Raw genomic sequence first — 15472 nt, forward strand, 5'->3', positions numbered from 1 at the left:
ACCGCCGCGCCCGCTTCGCGTCCCCGCTCAGCCGCGGACCTGCCCCAGCCACTGCAGCGTCCTGCGGATCTCGGCGCCGAGCGGGTGGCCGGGGCCGTGGGTGCGCTCCACGTCGTGCAGCAGGCGGGCCAGCGTGTCGTGCGCGGCACCGCGGTCGCCGAGGGCGAGCAGGAGGTGCCCGATACGGCGGCGGACGTCGTGCGCGAGCTCGGGGCCGCCCGCGGCGACGTACTGGTTCTCGTAGTACGGCAGCACCGCCCGGTACTCGGCGAGCGCCGCCGCCGGTTCGCCGAGCTGTTCGAGGCACTGGGCGGCCTCGTACCGGAAGCGCAGGGCCTGCGGGTCGGCCTGGCCGGCCTCGGCGGCGCGTTCCCCGGCGAGGCGGCGCAGCTCGGGCAGGGCGCGGCGGAACTGTCCGTCGTCCAGGAGCGTGGCCGCGTACTGCTTGCGCAGGGTGCGCACCACCGGGGAGTGCTCGCCGTGCTGCTCCGCCGCGGCGGGCAGGATCGCGCCGAGGATGTCGACGGCCTGGGTGATGCGGCCCTCCCCGAGGAGGCGTTTGACCTCGTCGACGGCGCGGGCGATGTCCGTCTTCCCCGCGGCCTCGGCGACGGGCGCGGCGGGCGGCGCCGGCTGGGGCGCCGGGGTGCGGGCCCGGTCCGGCCAGGGGGCGTGCGGGCGCAGGAAGGGGCGGGTGGGATCGAGGGGCGCTCCGGTGGGTGTGCCGCGCGCGGGCAGCAGCGGTTCCAAGTGCTCGTAGACCTCCTGTGCGGAGGCGGGCCGGTGCTGCGGGTCCTTGGCGAGCAGGCGCAGGACGAGGGTCTCCAGGGCTTCGGGGACCTCGGGACGCAGGCGGCGCACCGGCAGTGGCGGCTCGTACAGGTGCCGGTGCAGGACGCCGAGCGCCGTGGAGCCGGAGAAGGGCACGTCCCCGCTGAGCAGTTCGTGCAGGACGACGCCGAGGGCGTACAGGTCCGTGTACGGGCCGACCGCGCCGCCCATCGCCTGTTCCGGGGCCATGTAGGCGGGCGAGCCGATGGGGGTGCCGGTGTGCGTGAGGCGGGTGGTGTCGGACTCCATGACGGAGGCGACGCCCAGGTCCAGCACGGTGACCGCGCCGTCCTGCTTCACCATCACGTTCCGCGGCTTGAGGTCGCGGTGGACGATCGGCACGGCGTGCACGGCGCTGAGCACGGCGCACAGCTGCGCCGCGACCGCGACCGCCCACGGCCAGGGGTACGGGTTCCGCTCGGCGAGGTGCCCGGCGAGGTCGGCGCCGTCGATGTACTGCATGACGAGGAACAGTTCCTCGCCCTCACTGCCCGCGTCGTGCACCGTGACCAGGCCGGGGTGGTCGACCTGTGCGGTCACCCGGCACTCGCGCACGAACCGGCGGCGCAGTTCCTCCGCGTCCTGGCCGGCCACCTTGTCGGGGCGCAGCAGCTTCACCGCCACGCGCCGGTCGAGGCGCTGGTCGTACGCCGTCCAGACCTGCCCCATGCCGCCCTGTCCGAGGATCGTGGACAGTTCGTAGCGGCCGGCGACGACGCGTCCCGCCGCGCCGGTCACCTGCCGCCCTCGCGATCGCCGCCCCGCGGGCCGTCGCCTTCCTGGCGGCGCAGGTAGTCGCTGAGTTCGTCGAGTTCGGCGCGGACCTGGTCGATGCGGGCGGGGGCCGGGTGCTGCGGGGCCGGGGGCGGCTGGAGCGGGGCCGGGCCCACGGGCGTGGCGTCGCGGGGCACGGGGGTGTGCTGCGCGGGAGGCTGCGGGACGGGCGTGGACGCCGGGGGGTACGACGAACCGGGGTGCGGATAGCCGTACGGCGTGTGGACGGTCGGCGCGTGGACGGTCGGCGCGTGGGGCGAGGCCGGGTAGCCGGTGAACTGCCGCCGCTCGCCCTGGTGGCCGATGTCCACGATCAGGAAGTAGATGGAGGCGGCCGCGCCGAGCAGCAGGATCAGCCCCAGGGCGACATCGCTGCGCACGTCGTCCTCCGGCAGGGTGCCGACCACGACGAAACAGGTGATGGACAGCGGCAGCGTGACCCAGGCCAGCACCCAGTCCAGGGCGCGGCCGCGCAGGACGGCCACCCGGAACAGCGGGGCGCAGGCCAGCACCCCGCACGTGAGGAGACCGGCTGCGGCGAACAGCACGCGCAGGGAGATGACCGTTGCCGCGCTGCGGGGAGGCGGCGCCGCGCCGTGGCCGTACATGACTGCTCCTGGACCGGTGTAGCCGATGGGGACGGATGTGCGAGTGACAGAGCCCGTTGGGAGTCCGAGCGTATAGCCCGACACGGAGAACCGGTCACGGGTTGTACCGAACCGTTGTCGTGCAGATCACCAGGGCTCCGCCGCAGGGCGTGCACAGCCCCGCAGAGGGCGTGCCGCAGCCGGACGTCGGGCTCCGCGTGCGCCGCGGGGTCGCGCTCCGGCGCACCCCCCCAAGCAGAGGCGCGAACTGACCGGCGCTCAGGTGAAACAGGGCACCGGCCTCAGGCCGCCGGGCACCTCGACGTCGCCCTGGGCGCCGAAGGGCGGGCCGGTCCAGCGGCGCCGGCGGGGCAGCGGGGCGGCCACCGTTATGGACGCCGGGGAGATGAGGGCGTTGGCCGAGCGGGGCGATGGCCGAGCGGGACGACAGCCGAGCGGAACGACGGCCGAGCAGGGCGATGGCCGAGCAGGGCGACGACCGAGCGGGACGACAGCCGATCAGGTCCGTGGCCGGGCCGGCCCGGGCGCGCACGCGCAGCCACGGGGCGCGCCGCGGCCGTTGGGGCGTACCAGGGCGACGCACCTCGCGGAGAGCCTCCGGCGCCCGGGCGTTGTCGCGCGCACCGGCGCGGGACGGGGTCTCAGCCGCCGCACTGCCGCAGCATCGTCTCCTTGTCCGCTGACGTCACGGGCAGGTCGTACTTGAGCGACACCTGGGCGAAGCGCACCGAGTAGGCGCAGCGGATCCGCTTGTCGGGAGGCAGCCAGGACGCCGGACCGGAGTCACCCTTCGCGCTGTTGGTCGGTCCGTCCACCGGGACGAGGTTGAGCGGATCGTTGGCGATGGACTCCCGCTTGTCCTTCGTCCAGCGCGAGGCGCCCATCTGCCAGTCGTAGGACAGCGGCATGACGTGGTCTATCTGGACCTTGATGGCCTGCGACTTGGTCCACTCGATGACCTTGCCGGTGTACGGGTCGTGCAGCGTCATGGACGTGACGACGCAGTCGGATCCCCTCCGGAAGCGCAGGTCCCGGCCGTCGCGCTTGAGGAGGTCGTTGCGCGAGTCGCAGCCGTTGTGGGACCAGGGGACCTCGCGCGGGGCCGAGTCCATCCAGGCGTAGCCGAACTCGTCCCTGTCGTACCCCGTCCTGGGGCCGCGGCCCTTCGTGGCCACCTTCTCGATGAGGGCGCGTGCCCTCGCCCTGTCCTCGGTCGACGTGATCGCCGCCAGCCCCGGCTTGGTGCCGTCGGGGTTGTCCAGCGGGCTCACGGCACGGCCGTCGCCGGCGGCCGGGGCGCCGGATCCGGAGGCTCCGCCGCCGTCCGCCGGAGGTTCCAGTCCCTCGCAGCCGCTCAGCGCCGCACCGGCGACCACCATGGCGACGGCCAACGCCGCCCCGCCCCTCAGACGCGTCACCTGCGCCCCTCCCCTGCTTGCCTGTTCCGCCCGCGCTCGGACGGCCTGTGCCAGGTCCCACGGTAGCGAGGTAGAGGTTCAGACCACACCGGGCCCAAAGGGGCACTCCGCGCGTATCGGCAACGCGCGCGTCAGACCTTGCCTATCCCCAGCGTCGTCTCGGAGGGCAGCAGACCTGACGCCAGTACGGCGACCCAGTAGTCGCCCAGCAGTCCGGCGAGGCGGTCGACGCCGTCCGGGCCGAGCGACTGCCAGGGCCCGGCGGCCAGTTGATCGGTGTGCTCCTCCACCTGCCGACGCAGGGCGCGGCCCGCCTCCGTGGCCGCGCCGTCCGCGTCGACCAGCCCCCGGGCAGCCAGCCGGTCGCGCGCGGCGGCCCATTCGGCGGGGCTCCAGCCCCGGCTCGCGAAGCGCTCCTCGGACGCGGCCCCTATCGCCGCGAAGGAGACGAGCGCCTCCACCGGATCCAGGCCGGCCACGAGCAGGGCCGCGAGGTGGCCGTCACCGCGGTGCTCGCGCAGAATCGTCGCGGCGTGCCACAACTGCAGGTGCGGTGCCCGCGGCCAGGGCAGCGCCGCGTTGGCGGCGGCCAGTGGACGCCCGGCCGTCCCGGCCGCCTCGGCGGCGCGGCGGGCCAGGGCGGCGGCCTCCGCCAGCTCCGAACTGTCCACCCGGTCGCCGAACAGGGCGCGCCAGGCCCGGTCGACCGCCCGCGACCGCGCCTGGAGCACCGCGCCGGGACGCGCGATGCGCCACGCCGGCTCGATGTGCGCGGCGACCATGCGCGGGCTGAAGCTGTAGAAGGCCGAGGCGACCTGCCGGGGGCCGGCCTCGCCCAACGGGGCGGCACGGTAGGGGAAGTAGCTCGGCCAGCGCTCCGCCGTGCCGTACCCGAGGGCGGCGGCCTCCTCGAACGCCTCCGGCGCGTAGTACAGCACCGCGTGCAGGGGCTCCAGCAGGTGCCACATCTGCCGGACGCGAGCGGGCTCGACGCGCGCGTCCGGCGCTACCGCGCGCTCGCCGCCCGCCTCAGGCGCCTCACGCTCAGGCCCCTCACGGGTCTCGCGCATCTCGCCGGCATGCTCCGCCATGACCTGCCTCCGCTCCCCGGCCCACCGCACAACTTGACACTGACAAGATTGCGCGCCGAGACGGCAACTTGTCAATGCCTAGATTCGGCGTAGGCTCCTGACCATGAGTTCCGGCAAGGCTTCGCCGAAGAAGTCCTCAGCAGACGGGGACGGCCCCGGCGGCCGTCCGTATCACCATGGAGACCTGCGCCGCGCCATCCTCACCGCCGCCCTCGACGTCATCGCGGCGGACGGCCCCCTGGGCCTCAGCCTGCGCGACCTTGCCCGGCGCGCGGGCGTCTCGCACGCCGCGCCCGCCCACCACTTCAAGGACCGTGCCGGACTGCTCACGGCGATCGCTGCCGAGGGTTTCGGGCTGCTCGCGACCGCGCTCGGGGAGGCCGCTGACCTCAAGGAGGCGGGTGTGCGCTACGTGCGCTTCGCGCGGGAGCACCCCGCGCACTTCCAGGTGATGTTCACGCCCGAGCTGCTGCGCACCGGCGATCTGGAACTGGCCACGGCTCGCGCCCTCGCGGGTGACGCCCTGCGGGAGGCGGTGGCCACCGTGCCCTCCGAGGGCCGCGGCACCGACGCCCGGCTCGCCGGGGTCGCCGCCTGGTCCCTGGCCCACGGCTTCGCGACGCTCCTCCTCGGCCACAACCTGGACGGCCCGGTGGACGACCGGGATCCCGAGGATGTGTTCAGGGAGCTGGCGGCGATGCTGTTCCGCCACGGCGGGTAGCCCGCCGCCCCGGACGTCGCTGTCCGCGCGAGGCCCCCGGCGGGCGCACTTCGAGTGCCGGGACCGGCGGGACGCACCCCGGATGCGCCACCCTCGAAGGCCCCGGCCCCATCACCTCGACGGGCCTGCCGCCCGGACAGACCCGTCACCCCGGTGGTCACGGTCATCACGACAGGCCCCTCGACAGACCCATCACTCCGGCAGACCCCTCACCACGACGGACCCGTCACCTCGCTGGTCACGTCACCACGACAGACCCGTCCACCCCGGTGGTCACGTCACCACGACAGACCCGTCACCCCGGTGGTCACGCCACCCCGGCAGACCCGTCCCCTCAGGACCCCAGCACCGACGTCAGGAACTCCCCGACCCACGCCAGCAGTTCCCGGCCGACCAGCGGCTTCCCGCCCACCTTCGCCGTCTTCGGGCGCGGCACCAGCACCTGGTGCGCGGCCGGCTTGATGACGGCCCCCGGGTACAGCCGCTTGAGCCGCAGCTCCTGCGACTCGCGCAACTCCACCGGCGCGAAGCGGATGTTGGTACCCTGCAGCACGATCTCGCCGACGCCGCACGCCCGCGCGAACATCCGCAGCCCGGCGACGAGCAGCAGGTTCTCCACGGGTTCGGGCAGCTTGCCGTAGCGGTCGACGAGTTCCTCGCGGACCGCCTTGATGTCCTCCTCCGAGTTGGCGGAGGCGATGGCCCGGTAGGCCTGGAGGCGCAGGCGCTCGCCCGGCGCGTAGTCGTGCGGCACGTGCGCGTCGACGGGCAGCTCGATCTTGACCTCGAGCGGCTGCTCCTCCTCGATCTCGCCGGTCTCCAGCTGGCGCCGGTAGTCCGCGACGGCCTCGCCGACCATCCGCACGTACAGGTCGAAGCCGACGCCCGCGATGTGGCCGGACTGCTCGCCGCCGAGGAGGTTGCCCGCGCCGCGGATCTCCAGGTCCTTCATGGCGACGTACATGCCCGCGCCCATCTCCGTGTGCTGGGCGATGGTCGCGAGCCGCTCGTGGGCGGTCTCGGTCAGCGGCTTCTCCGGCGGGTAGAGGAAGTAGGCGTAGCCGCGCTCGCGGCCCCGGCCGACCCGGCCGCGCAGCTGGTGCAGCTGGGACAGGCCGAAGTTGTCGCCGCGCTCCACGATCAGGGTGTTGGCGTTGGAGATGTCGATGCCGGACTCCACGATCGTCGTGGAGACGAGCACGTCGAACTTCTTCTCCCAGAAGTCGACGACGACCTTCTCCAGGGCCGACTCGGACATCTGGCCGTGGGCGGTGGCGATGCGTGCCTCGGGGACGATCTCGCGCAGCCGGGCGGCGGCCCGGTCGATGGACTCGACACGGTTGTGGATGTAGAAGACCTGGCCCTCGCGCAGCAGTTCGCGGCGGATGGCGGCACCGATCTGCTTCTCCTCGTAGGGGCCGACGAAGGTCAGCACCGGGTGGCGCTCCTCCGGCGGGGTGGTGATGGTCGACATCTCGCGGATGCCGGTGACCGCCATCTCCAGGGTCCGGGGGATGGGCGTCGCGGACATGGTCAGCACGTCGACGTTGGCGCGCAGCTTCTTCAGCTGCTCCTTGTGCTCGACGCCGAAGCGCTGCTCCTCGTCGACGATGACCAGGCCGAGGTCCTTGAACTTCGTCTCGGAGGAGAACAGCCGGTGCGTGCCGATGACGATGTCGACGGAGCCCTCGCGCAGGCCCTCCAGGACCGCCTTGGCCTCGGTGTCGGTCTGGAAGCGGGACAGCGCCTTCACGTTCACGGGGAACTGGGCGTACCGCTCGCTGAACGTGCCGAAGTGCTGCTGCACCAGCAGGGTCGTGGGCACCAGCACGGCGACCTGCTTGCCGTCCTGGACGGCCTTGAAGGCGGCCCTGACCGCGATCTCGGTCTTGCCGTAGCCGACGTCGCCGCAGATCAGGCGGTCCATGGGGATCGACTTCTCCATGTCCTCCTTGACCTCGGCGATGGTGGTGAGCTGGTCGGGCGTCTCCGCGTAGGGGAAGGCGTCCTCCAGCTCGCGCTGCCAGGGCGTGTCCGGCCCGAAGGCGTGCCCGGGGGCGGCCATGCGGGCGCTGTAGAGCTTGATGAGGTCGGCGGCGATCTCCTTGACGGCCTTCTTCGCGCGGGCCTTGGTCTTCGTCCAGTCGGCGCCGCCCAGGCGGTGCAGCGTGGGCGCCTCGCCGCCGACGTACTTGGTGATCTGCTCCAGCTGGTCGGTGGGGATGTACAGCCGGTCGCCGGGCTGGCCGCGCTTGGCGGGGGCGTACTCGACGACCAGGTACTCGCGGGTGGCGCCCTGCACGGTGCGCTGGACCATCTCGATGTAGCGGCCCACGCCGTGCTGTTCGTGGACGATGTAGTCGCCCGGCTCCAGGGTGAGCGGGTCGATGGTCTTCCGGCGGCGGGCCGGCATCCGGGCGCCCTCACGGCCGGATGCCTTCTGCCCGGTCAGGTCGGTCTCGGTGAGGACGGCGAGTCTGAGGGCCGGGTCGACGAAGCCGTGCTCGATCGACCCGCACGCGACGTGCACGAGCGACGGGGAGATCTCGCCGAGGTCCCCGTCGAGGCGGGCGGCGATGCCCTCGCCGCCGAGCACCTCGACCGTACGGGCGGCGGGGCCGTGTCCCTCGGTGACGAACACCGTGCGCCAGCCGTCGGCGAGCCAGCCCTTGGTGTCGGCGAGGGCCTTGGCGGTGTCGCCGCGGTAGGTCTCCGGGGCGTGCATGCCGAGCTTGAGGGTGTCCGCGTCGAGCTCTTCGTCGGCGGCGAACGGCGACACCGACCACCACATCATGTCCAGCTCGCGGGCCCGGTCCCGCACGTCCGCGATGGACCACAGGGAGGCCGCGCCCACGTCGATGGGCGCTTCCCCGCCGCCCGCGGTGGCCGCCCAGGAGGCCTGCAGGAACTCCTGCGAGGTGGCGACCAGGTCGGAGGCGCGGGTGCGGACCCGCTCGGGGTCGCACACCACGGCCATGGCGCCCTTGGGCAGCACGTCCAGCAGCAGCTCCATGTCGTCGACGAGGACCGGGGCGAGGGACTCCATGCCCTCGACGGCGATGCCCTCGGCGATCTTGCCGAGCAGCTCGCCCAGCTCGGGGTGGTCCTCGGCCAGGGCACGGGCGCGGGCGCGGACGTCCTCGGTGAGGAGCAGCTCGCGGCAGGGCGGCGCCCACAGGCCGTGCTCGGCGATCTCCAGGGACCGCTGGTCGGCGACCTTGAAGTAGCGGATCTCCTCGATGTCGTCGCCCCAGAACTCGATGCGCAGGGGGTGTTCCTCGGTGGGCGGGAACACGTCGAGGATGCCGCCGCGCACGGCGAACTCGCCGCGCTTCTCCACCAGCTCCACGCGCGCGTAGGCGGCGGCCGCGAGGGCTTCGACGACCTCGTTCAGGTCGGCGCTCTGCCCGGTCCGCAGGGCGACAGGCTCCAGGTCGCCCAGGCCCTTGACCTGCGGCTGGAGCACGGAGCGGACGGGCGCCACGACGACGGAGACGGGGCCGGTCTCGGGGTCGTCGGGGCGGGGGTGGGCCAGGCGGCGCAGCACGGCCAGGCGGCGGCCGACGGTGTCGCTGCGGGGGCTGAGCCGCTCGTGCGGGAGCGTCTCCCACGAGGGGTACTCCACGACGCCCTCGGGCGGCAGGAGGGAGCGCAGGGCCGCGGCCAGGTCCTCCGCCTCGCGGCCGGTCGCCGTCACCGCCAGCACCGGGCGGCCCGTGTCCCGGGCCAGGGCGGCCACCGCGAAAGGGCGGGCCGCGGGCGGGCCGACCAGGTCGACGTGCATGCGGTTGCCGTCTGCCGCCGCGCTGATCGCTTCGGCGAGGGCGGCGTCCTTGACGACGGCGTCGAGCAGACCGTGCAGGCTCATGGGGGGTGCTTTCCGTCCAGGGGTGGGCAACACGACTGGCCCGACGCGCGCCGCGGGCCGGGGGTCTCCAGCGTACGTCGCCGCGCGGCCCGGCGCCGGGGCCTGGGGACGGCGCCCCGGGGTGTGGGGTGCTCGGCGTGGTCGTCGCGGAAAGCAACCGGCGCCGGAAGTCCACCAGGACTTTCCGGCGCCGGTTCCCCCGCAACCCCCGTGTGCGGTGGTCCCCCGGTGACTACTCCGTCGCGATCGCGTTCAGCACGTTCATCCGGCCCGCCCGGAACGCCGGGATCAGTGCCGCGAACAGGCCCACGAACGCCGAGCCGACGAAGACGCCGATGATGGTCGGCCAGGGGATGTCCAGGACCATCAGGCCCTCCAGCGCGAGCAGCTGCTGCGCGGTGGCGCCCCAGCCCATGCCCAGACCGAGGCCCAGGAGGGCGCCGAAGAGGGCGATGACGACCGACTCCATGCGGATCATGCGGCGCAGCTGGCGGCGGGAGAGGCCGATCGCCCGCATCAGGCCGATCTCCCGGGTGCGCTCCACCACCGACAGGGCCAGGGTGTTCACCACGCCCAGGACGGCGACGATGATCGCCAGGGCCAGCAGGCCGTAGATCATGTTGAGCAGCTGGCCGATCTGGTCCTTCAGGGCGTCCTTGTAGTCGGTCTGGTCGCGCACGGTGTACTGCGGGTAGTCGTGCAGGGCCGACTTCAGGGACGTGTAGGCGGCGTCCTGCTGCCCCTCCTTGGCCGTGGCGAAGACCAGCGAGTCCAGCGGCATCTTGTCGGCCGGGACGTACTTGGCCATCGTCGAGATGGACGTGTACATCGCGCCCGCGTCGATCACGACGTCACTGCTGGTGATGGCCCGGACCGTGAGGTCGGCCGCTGAGCCGTCCCTGAAGGCCACCTTGATCTTCGAGCCGAGCGTGATGCCGTGGTCCTCGGCGAACTTCTCGTGCACGGACATCGAGTCGGGCTTGTAGGCGTCGGTGAGCTTGCCGGTGACGGTCTCGGTGCGCAGGTCGGTCGCGTACGAGGGGTCGGCCGCCGTGATCGCCGTGTCCTTCAGGGTCTTGCCGTCGGGGGTGGTGAAGTCGGCCTCGGTCCACTTGTACTCGGTGATCCGCTCCAGCTCCGTCGTCGCCTTCATGGCCTTGACCGCCTGGGGGGTGATCAGCTGGCCGCTGTCGGACTGGACGATGAAGTCCGTGCCGACGGTCTTGTCGAGCTGGTCGGTGGCGGAGGCCACCATGGAGGAGCCGACCACGGACAGGCACGCCACCAGGGCGAGACCGATCATCAGGGCGGCACCCGTGGCGCCGGTGCGGCGCGGGTTGCGCAGGGCGTTGCGCTCGGCCATGCGGCCCACGGGCCCGAACGCCCGCAGCAGGACCGCGCCGAGGACGCGGACCACCGCGCCGGCGAGCAGCGGGCCGATGACGACGAAGCCGATCAGCGACAGCACCACGCCGATGCCGAGCCACAGCGAGCCGTCCGTGGCCTTGTCGGCCGACCCCGCCAGGTACAGGGCGAAGGCGCCGCCGGCGGTGAGGACCGTGCCGATGATGCCGCGGATCCAGCCGGCCTTGGCGTCCGCCGGGGCACCGGCGTCGCGCAGGGCCGCCATCGGGGAGATCTTGCCGGCGCGCCGGGCGGGCAGGTAGGCGGCGAGCACGGTGACGATCACGCCGAGGACGAGACCGACCACGGGGGTCGTCCAGGCCACGGTGAGGTCGTCGGTGGACAGTTCCATGCCCATCTGGCCCATGAGCTTCATCAGGCCGACGGCGAGGCCGACGCCCGCGCCCACGCCGAGCACGGATCCGACGAGGCCGAGCAGCAGCGCCTCGGCGAGCACCGAGCGGTTGACCTGCTTGCGGGAGGAGCCGATGGCCCGCATCAGGCCGATCTCGCGGGTGCGCTGGGCGACCAGCATGGAGAAGGTGTTGATGATCAGGAAGATGCCGACGAGGAAGGCGATCCCGGCGAAGCCGAGCATCGCGTACTTCATGACGTTCATGAAGCCCTCGACGTCCTTCTGGTTGGCGTCGGCGGTCTCCTTCGCGGTCTTGACCTGGAAGTCGCCGCCGAGTTCGGCCGTGACGTTCTTCTTCAGCTGTGCGTCGCTGACGCCGGCGGCGGCGGTGACGTTGACGTTGGTGTAGACGCCGCCCTCGCCGACCAGGGCCTGCTGGGCGGTCTTCGTGTCGAGGTAGAAGATCGCGGCGCCGGGGTTGGTGACGGTGAAGTCGGCGATGCCGGAGATCTTCGCCTCGTGCGTGCCGACCGCGCTGATCACGCCGATCTCGTCACCGAGCTTCAGACCGTGCTTGTCGGCGGTGTCGGCGTCGACCATGATCTGGTCGGCGCCCTTGGGGGCCGCACCGGAGGTGATCTTCATGGTGCGGGCGTCGTTGGCGTTCCAGCTGCCGACGACGGTCGGGGCGCCGCTGGAGGGCGAGAGGCTGTCCTTGTCGGCGTCGACGACGGTGACCGACGTGGAGAACACCGTGCCCTCGGCGGACTTCACGCCCTGGGCCTTGCGGACCTCCGCGAGCACGGAGGCCGGCATGACCGGCGGCCTGCCGTTGTCGGCGGTCGTCTCACCGCTGTCGGAGGCGCCCTTGGCGCTGACCGTCACGTCGGAGGAGGTGGCCGCGAAGAGCTTGTCGAACGTGGTCGACATGGTGTCGGTGAAGACGAGCGTCCCGCAGACGAAGCCCACCGACAGCAGGACGGCGATCGCCGACAGGGCCATGCGTCCCTTGTGCGCGAAGAAGTTGCGCATGGAGGTCTTCATGACGGTCATGACGTGCGCCCCCGGGCGTCGAAGTCCTTCATGCGGTCCAGGACGGCCTCGGCGGTGGGCTTGAACATCTCGTCGACGATGCGGCCGTCGGCGAGGTAGAGCACCCGGTCCGCGTAGCTGGCGGCGACCGGGTCGTGGGTGACCATGACGATGGTCTGGCCGAGCTCGGTCACGGAGCGGCGCAGGAAGCCGAGGACCTCGGCGCCGGCGCGCGAGTCGAGGTTTCCGGTCGGCTCGTCGCCGAAGATGATCTCCGGCCGGGCGGCGAGCGCCCTGGCCACGGCGACGCGCTGCTGCTGGCCGCCGGAGAGCTGGGTGGGCCGGTGCTTGAGCCGGTCGGCGAGCCCGACGGTCTCCACGACCCGCGCGAGCCACTGCTTGTCCGGCTTGCGGCCCGCGATGTCCATGGGCAACGTGATGTTCTCGAGGGCGTTCAGCGTCGGCAGCAGGTTGAACGCCTGGAAGATGAACCCGATCCGGTCCCGGCGCAGCTGCGTGAGCTTCTTGTCCTTCAGGCCGGTGATCTCGGTCTCGTCCAGGTAGATCTGCCCGCTGGTGACGGTGTCGAGCCCGGCGAGGCAGTGCATCAGCGTGGACTTGCCGGAGCCGGAGGGGCCCATGATCGCGGTGAACTGGCCGCGTGCGATGTCCACGTCGACGTGGTCGAGGGCGACGACCCGGGTCTCCCCGGACCCGTACGCCTTCACGACCTGCCGCGCCCGCGCGGCAACGGCCGTTCGCCCTCCAGTACCCCCGTGCCTGGGAATGGTCACAGCCGAAGTCACGGTATGTCTCCTATATCGGTCAGCAGATGGTGAAAGCGGTCGCCTGGCCGGCACCCGCGGTGTGCGTTGCCGGACCACGGAACCGTCCGGCGCGCCTCGAGTCTCCCTGCGGGGAGGGGTCCCGCGCCCTGGTGTTCAGCGCAGTCTTTTGCTGTGGAAAACCCCACCCCCGCCGGTGTGCGAACCACCCCCCGGCGGCGTAAAGCCAGGTTAAGGAACGCCCCGCGCGCGTCTCGTCCTCCGCCGGTACGAACCCTCCCCAGGTCGTAGTACGGAGGTACCCCTAGGGGCAGTCCACCGAAGGGCGGAGTCCGTCTCAGGGTCGGCTCATCCCCTCGGCCCACCGAGGTTCCACCCTCCCGCGACGTCAGGGTCAAGTGGGAAGCTGTCCGCGGCAGGTAGCTGCAAGGGGCAAACAGACAGCAGGGGGAGGAACCCGGGGTGGGCGGCACCGGTTCGGCAGCGCAGGAGACCGCACGTCCCGTCGCGACCGGCCGGCGCGGCGCCGTGGTGGCCGCGCTGATGCTCTCGATGGCGCTGGCGGCGCTGGACTCCACCATCGTCTCGACCGCCGTCCCGCAGATCGTCGGGGACCTCGGCGGCTTCTCGGTCTTCTCCTGGCTGTTCTCCGGCTATCTGCTGGCCGTGACCGTCACACTGCCCGTCTACGGCAAGCTCTCCGACACCTTCGGGCGCAAGCCGGTGCTGATCGTGGGCTCGGTGCTCTTCCTGCTCGGCTCGCTGCTGTGCGCGCTGGCCTGGAACATGGGGGCGCTCATCGCCTTCCGCATCGTGCAGGGCCTGGGCGGCGGCGCCCTGCAGGGCACGGTGCAGACCCTGGCCGCCGACCTGTACCCGCTGAAGGACCGGCCCAGGATCCAGGCGAAGCTGTCCACGGTGTGGGCGGTGTCGGCGGTGGCCGGTCCCGGGCTCGGCGGGGTGCTCGCCGCGTACGCGGACTGGCGCTGGATCTTCCTGGTCAACCTGCCGGTGGGCGCGGTCGCGCTGTGGCTGATCGTGCGTCACCTGCACGAGCCGGAGCGGGAGAACGCCCCGCACGCGCGCGTGGACTGGGCGGGCGCGCTCGCGGTGTTCGCCTGTGGCGGGGTGCTGCTGACGGCCCTGGTGCAGGGCGGGGTGGCGTGGCCGTGGCTGTCGGCGCCCTCGCTGGCCCTGTTCGGCACGGGTCTCGCGCTGGTGGCGGTGGTGGTGCTGGTGGAGCGCCGCGCCGCGGAGCCGATCATCCCGGGCTGGGTGTGGCGGCGCCGGACGATCGCCGCGGTCAACCTGGCCCTGGGCGCGCTGGGGTTGCTGATGGTCGCGCCGACGGTCTTCCTGCCCACCTACGCGCAGTCGGTGCTGGGCCTGGCGCCCGTGGCCGCCGGATTCGTGCTGTCGGTATGGACGTTGAGCTGGCCGGTGTCGGCGGCGCTGAGCCAGCACGTGTACCGCAGGATCGGCTTCCGCCGCACCGCGATGCTGGGCATCGGGGCGGCCGCGCTGATCCTGCTGGCGTTCCCCTTCCTGCCCTATCCCGGGCAGGCGTGGCAGCCGACGCTGCTGATGCTGCTGCTGGGGGCCGCCCTGGGCCTGTTCCAGCTGCCGCTGATCGTCGGGGTGCAGTCGACGGTGGGCTGGGCGGAGCGCGGGACGACGACCGCGTCCGTGCTGTTCTGCCGCCAGACCGGCCAGACGATCGGCGCGGCCGTCTTCGGCGCGGTCGCCAACGGGGTGCTGGCCGCCCGGCTCGGCGGCGCGGGCGACCTGGACTCGGTGACCCGGGCGCTCGGCTCGGGCACGGCGCCGGAGGCGACCAGGCGGGCGATCGCCGACGCGGTGCACGCCGTCTACCTGGGCGCCTCGGGCGCGGCGGCGCTGGCGTTCCTGGTGCTGCTGTTCCTCGCGCCCAGGAAATTCCCGGTGCTCAAGGACTGACCGTCCGTAGGCTCCGGCCCATGCTGACCCTGGAACGGCTGCGCGCCGATCACGCGGATGCCCTGCTGGCCTTCGAGCGGGAGAACCGCGCGTACTTCGCGCGCACGGTCCCCGACCGCGGGGACGCCTACTTCACACCGGACGGGTTCGCCGCACGCCACCGGGCGCTGCTGGACGAGCAGCACGCGCGCGTGTGCCACTTCCACGTCCTGCTGGAGGACGACGTGCTGATCGGCCGGGTGAACCTGATGGACGCGGCGGGCGGCACGGCCGAACTCGGCTACCGCGTCGGCGAGCGCGCGGCGGGCCGGGGTGTGGCGACGGCCGCCGTCGCCCGGATGTGCCGGCTGGCCGCCGCCGCGTACGGGCTGACGTCCCTCACCGCGCGGACGACCCTGGACAACCCCGCCTCCATGAAGGTCCTGACCCGCAACGGCTTCCTGCCCGTCGGGGAGACGACCCTGAGCGGCCGGCCCGGAGTGCTCTACGCGCGGCGGGAGTTGACCGACACCCCGCCCCCGGCACCCGGAAGCGAGGGTTAACGCGGGTAACACCCGAGGTCACGAAGGTAAGCGCATACCGACCAATCAGTTTGTCCAAACCCTCGCGCAGCCCCGGTACTCCGCAGT

At 72.6% G+C, this 15472-nt stretch carries 10 protein-coding genes; 3 read left to right on the forward strand and 7 right to left on the reverse strand.

Going from position 1 to position 15472, the window contains the following annotated elements:
* Positions 1 to 27: 27 nt before the first annotated feature.
* The 4 genes from ACF07N_RS25945 to ACF07N_RS25960 all read right to left on the reverse strand — a co-directional run bounded on the left by ACF07N_RS25945 (position 28) and on the right by ACF07N_RS25960 (position 4599).
* Positions 28 to 1527 carry a protein kinase gene (locus ACF07N_RS25945; RefSeq protein ID WP_392118046.1) on the reverse strand — a complete coding sequence of 500 codons (1500 nt, stop codon included), beginning with the start codon at positions 1525 to 1527 and terminating at the stop codon, positions 28 to 30.
* A gap of 38 nt (positions 1528 to 1565) precedes the next feature.
* The gene (locus ACF07N_RS25950; RefSeq protein WP_392117211.1) at positions 1566 to 2213 is read right to left on the reverse strand and encodes a hypothetical protein; all 648 of its coding nucleotides are present in this window, start codon (positions 2211 to 2213) and stop codon (positions 1566 to 1568) included.
* Positions 2214 to 2854: 641 nt separating this feature from the next.
* The gene (locus ACF07N_RS25955) at positions 2855 to 3631 is read right to left on the reverse strand and encodes an HNH endonuclease family protein (protein WP_392117214.1); all 777 of its coding nucleotides are present in this window, start codon (positions 3629 to 3631) and stop codon (positions 2855 to 2857) included.
* Between the two features lie 131 nt (positions 3632 to 3762).
* Positions 3763 to 4599 (reverse strand): hypothetical protein, encoded by an 837-nt coding sequence (locus tag ACF07N_RS25960; protein ID WP_392118049.1) that lies wholly within the window; start codon positions 4597 to 4599, stop codon positions 3763 to 3765.
* Positions 4600 to 4825: 226 nt separating this feature from the next.
* Between ACF07N_RS25960 and ACF07N_RS25965 the strand changes: the two genes are divergently transcribed.
* The gene (locus ACF07N_RS25965) at positions 4826 to 5443 is read left to right on the forward strand and encodes a TetR/AcrR family transcriptional regulator (protein WP_392117217.1); all 618 of its coding nucleotides are present in this window, start codon (positions 4826 to 4828) and stop codon (positions 5441 to 5443) included.
* A 334-nt stretch (positions 5444 to 5777) separates the two neighbouring features.
* On the opposite strand, the gene mfd is transcribed toward ACF07N_RS25965, so the two are convergent.
* The 3 genes from mfd to ACF07N_RS25980 all read right to left on the reverse strand — a co-directional run bounded on the left by mfd (position 5778) and on the right by ACF07N_RS25980 (position 12908).
* Entirely contained in the window at positions 5778 to 9311 is a 3534-nt protein-coding gene (gene mfd, locus ACF07N_RS25970; RefSeq protein WP_392117220.1) for a transcription-repair coupling factor, read from the reverse strand.
* A gap of 232 nt (positions 9312 to 9543) precedes the next feature.
* Entirely contained in the window at positions 9544 to 12123 is a 2580-nt protein-coding gene (locus ACF07N_RS25975; protein WP_392117223.1) for an ABC transporter permease, read from the reverse strand.
* Positions 12120 to 12908 (reverse strand): ABC transporter ATP-binding protein, encoded by a 789-nt coding sequence (locus ACF07N_RS25980; protein WP_383330015.1) that lies wholly within the window; start codon positions 12906 to 12908, stop codon positions 12120 to 12122. The genes ACF07N_RS25975 and ACF07N_RS25980 overlap by 4 nt, the downstream gene beginning before the upstream one ends.
* Positions 12909 to 13349: 441 nt before the next feature.
* Between ACF07N_RS25980 and ACF07N_RS25985 the strand changes: the two genes are divergently transcribed.
* Both ACF07N_RS25985 and ACF07N_RS25990 read left to right on the forward strand, forming a co-directional pair.
* Positions 13350 to 14843 (forward strand): MFS transporter, encoded by a 1494-nt coding sequence (locus ACF07N_RS25985; RefSeq protein WP_392117226.1) that lies wholly within the window; start codon positions 13350 to 13352, stop codon positions 14841 to 14843.
* Between the two features lie 20 nt (positions 14844 to 14863).
* On the forward strand, positions 14864 to 15385 hold the full coding sequence (locus ACF07N_RS25990) for a GNAT family N-acetyltransferase (protein WP_392117229.1): 522 nt from the start codon (positions 14864 to 14866) through the stop codon (positions 15383 to 15385).
* Positions 15386 to 15472 lie beyond the last annotated feature (87 nt).

The sequence above is a fragment of the Streptomyces sp. NPDC015242 genome, assembly GCF_043079125.1.
Classification (GTDB): domain Bacteria; phylum Actinomycetota; class Actinomycetes; order Streptomycetales; family Streptomycetaceae; genus Streptomyces.

Coding starts and splice junctions, on each gene's coding strand:
- ACF07N_RS25975 (WP_392117223.1), bottom strand. CDS start 12,123: ATGACCGTCATGAAGACCTCCATGCGCAACTTCTTCGCGCACAAGGGA.
- mfd (WP_392117220.1), bottom strand. CDS start 9,311: ATGAGCCTGCACGGTCTGCTCGACGCCGTCGTCAAGGACGCCGCCCTC.
- ACF07N_RS25990 (WP_392117229.1), top strand. CDS start 14,864: ATGCTGACCCTGGAACGGCTGCGCGCCGATCACGCGGATGCCCTGCTG.
- ACF07N_RS25950 (WP_392117211.1), bottom strand. CDS start 2,213: ATGTACGGCCACGGCGCGGCGCCGCCTCCCCGCAGCGCGGCAACGGTC.
- ACF07N_RS25960 (WP_392118049.1), bottom strand. CDS start 4,599: ATGTGGCACCTGCTGGAGCCCCTGCACGCGGTGCTGTACTACGCGCCG.
- ACF07N_RS25965 (WP_392117217.1), top strand. CDS start 4,826: ATGAGTTCCGGCAAGGCTTCGCCGAAGAAGTCCTCAGCAGACGGGGAC.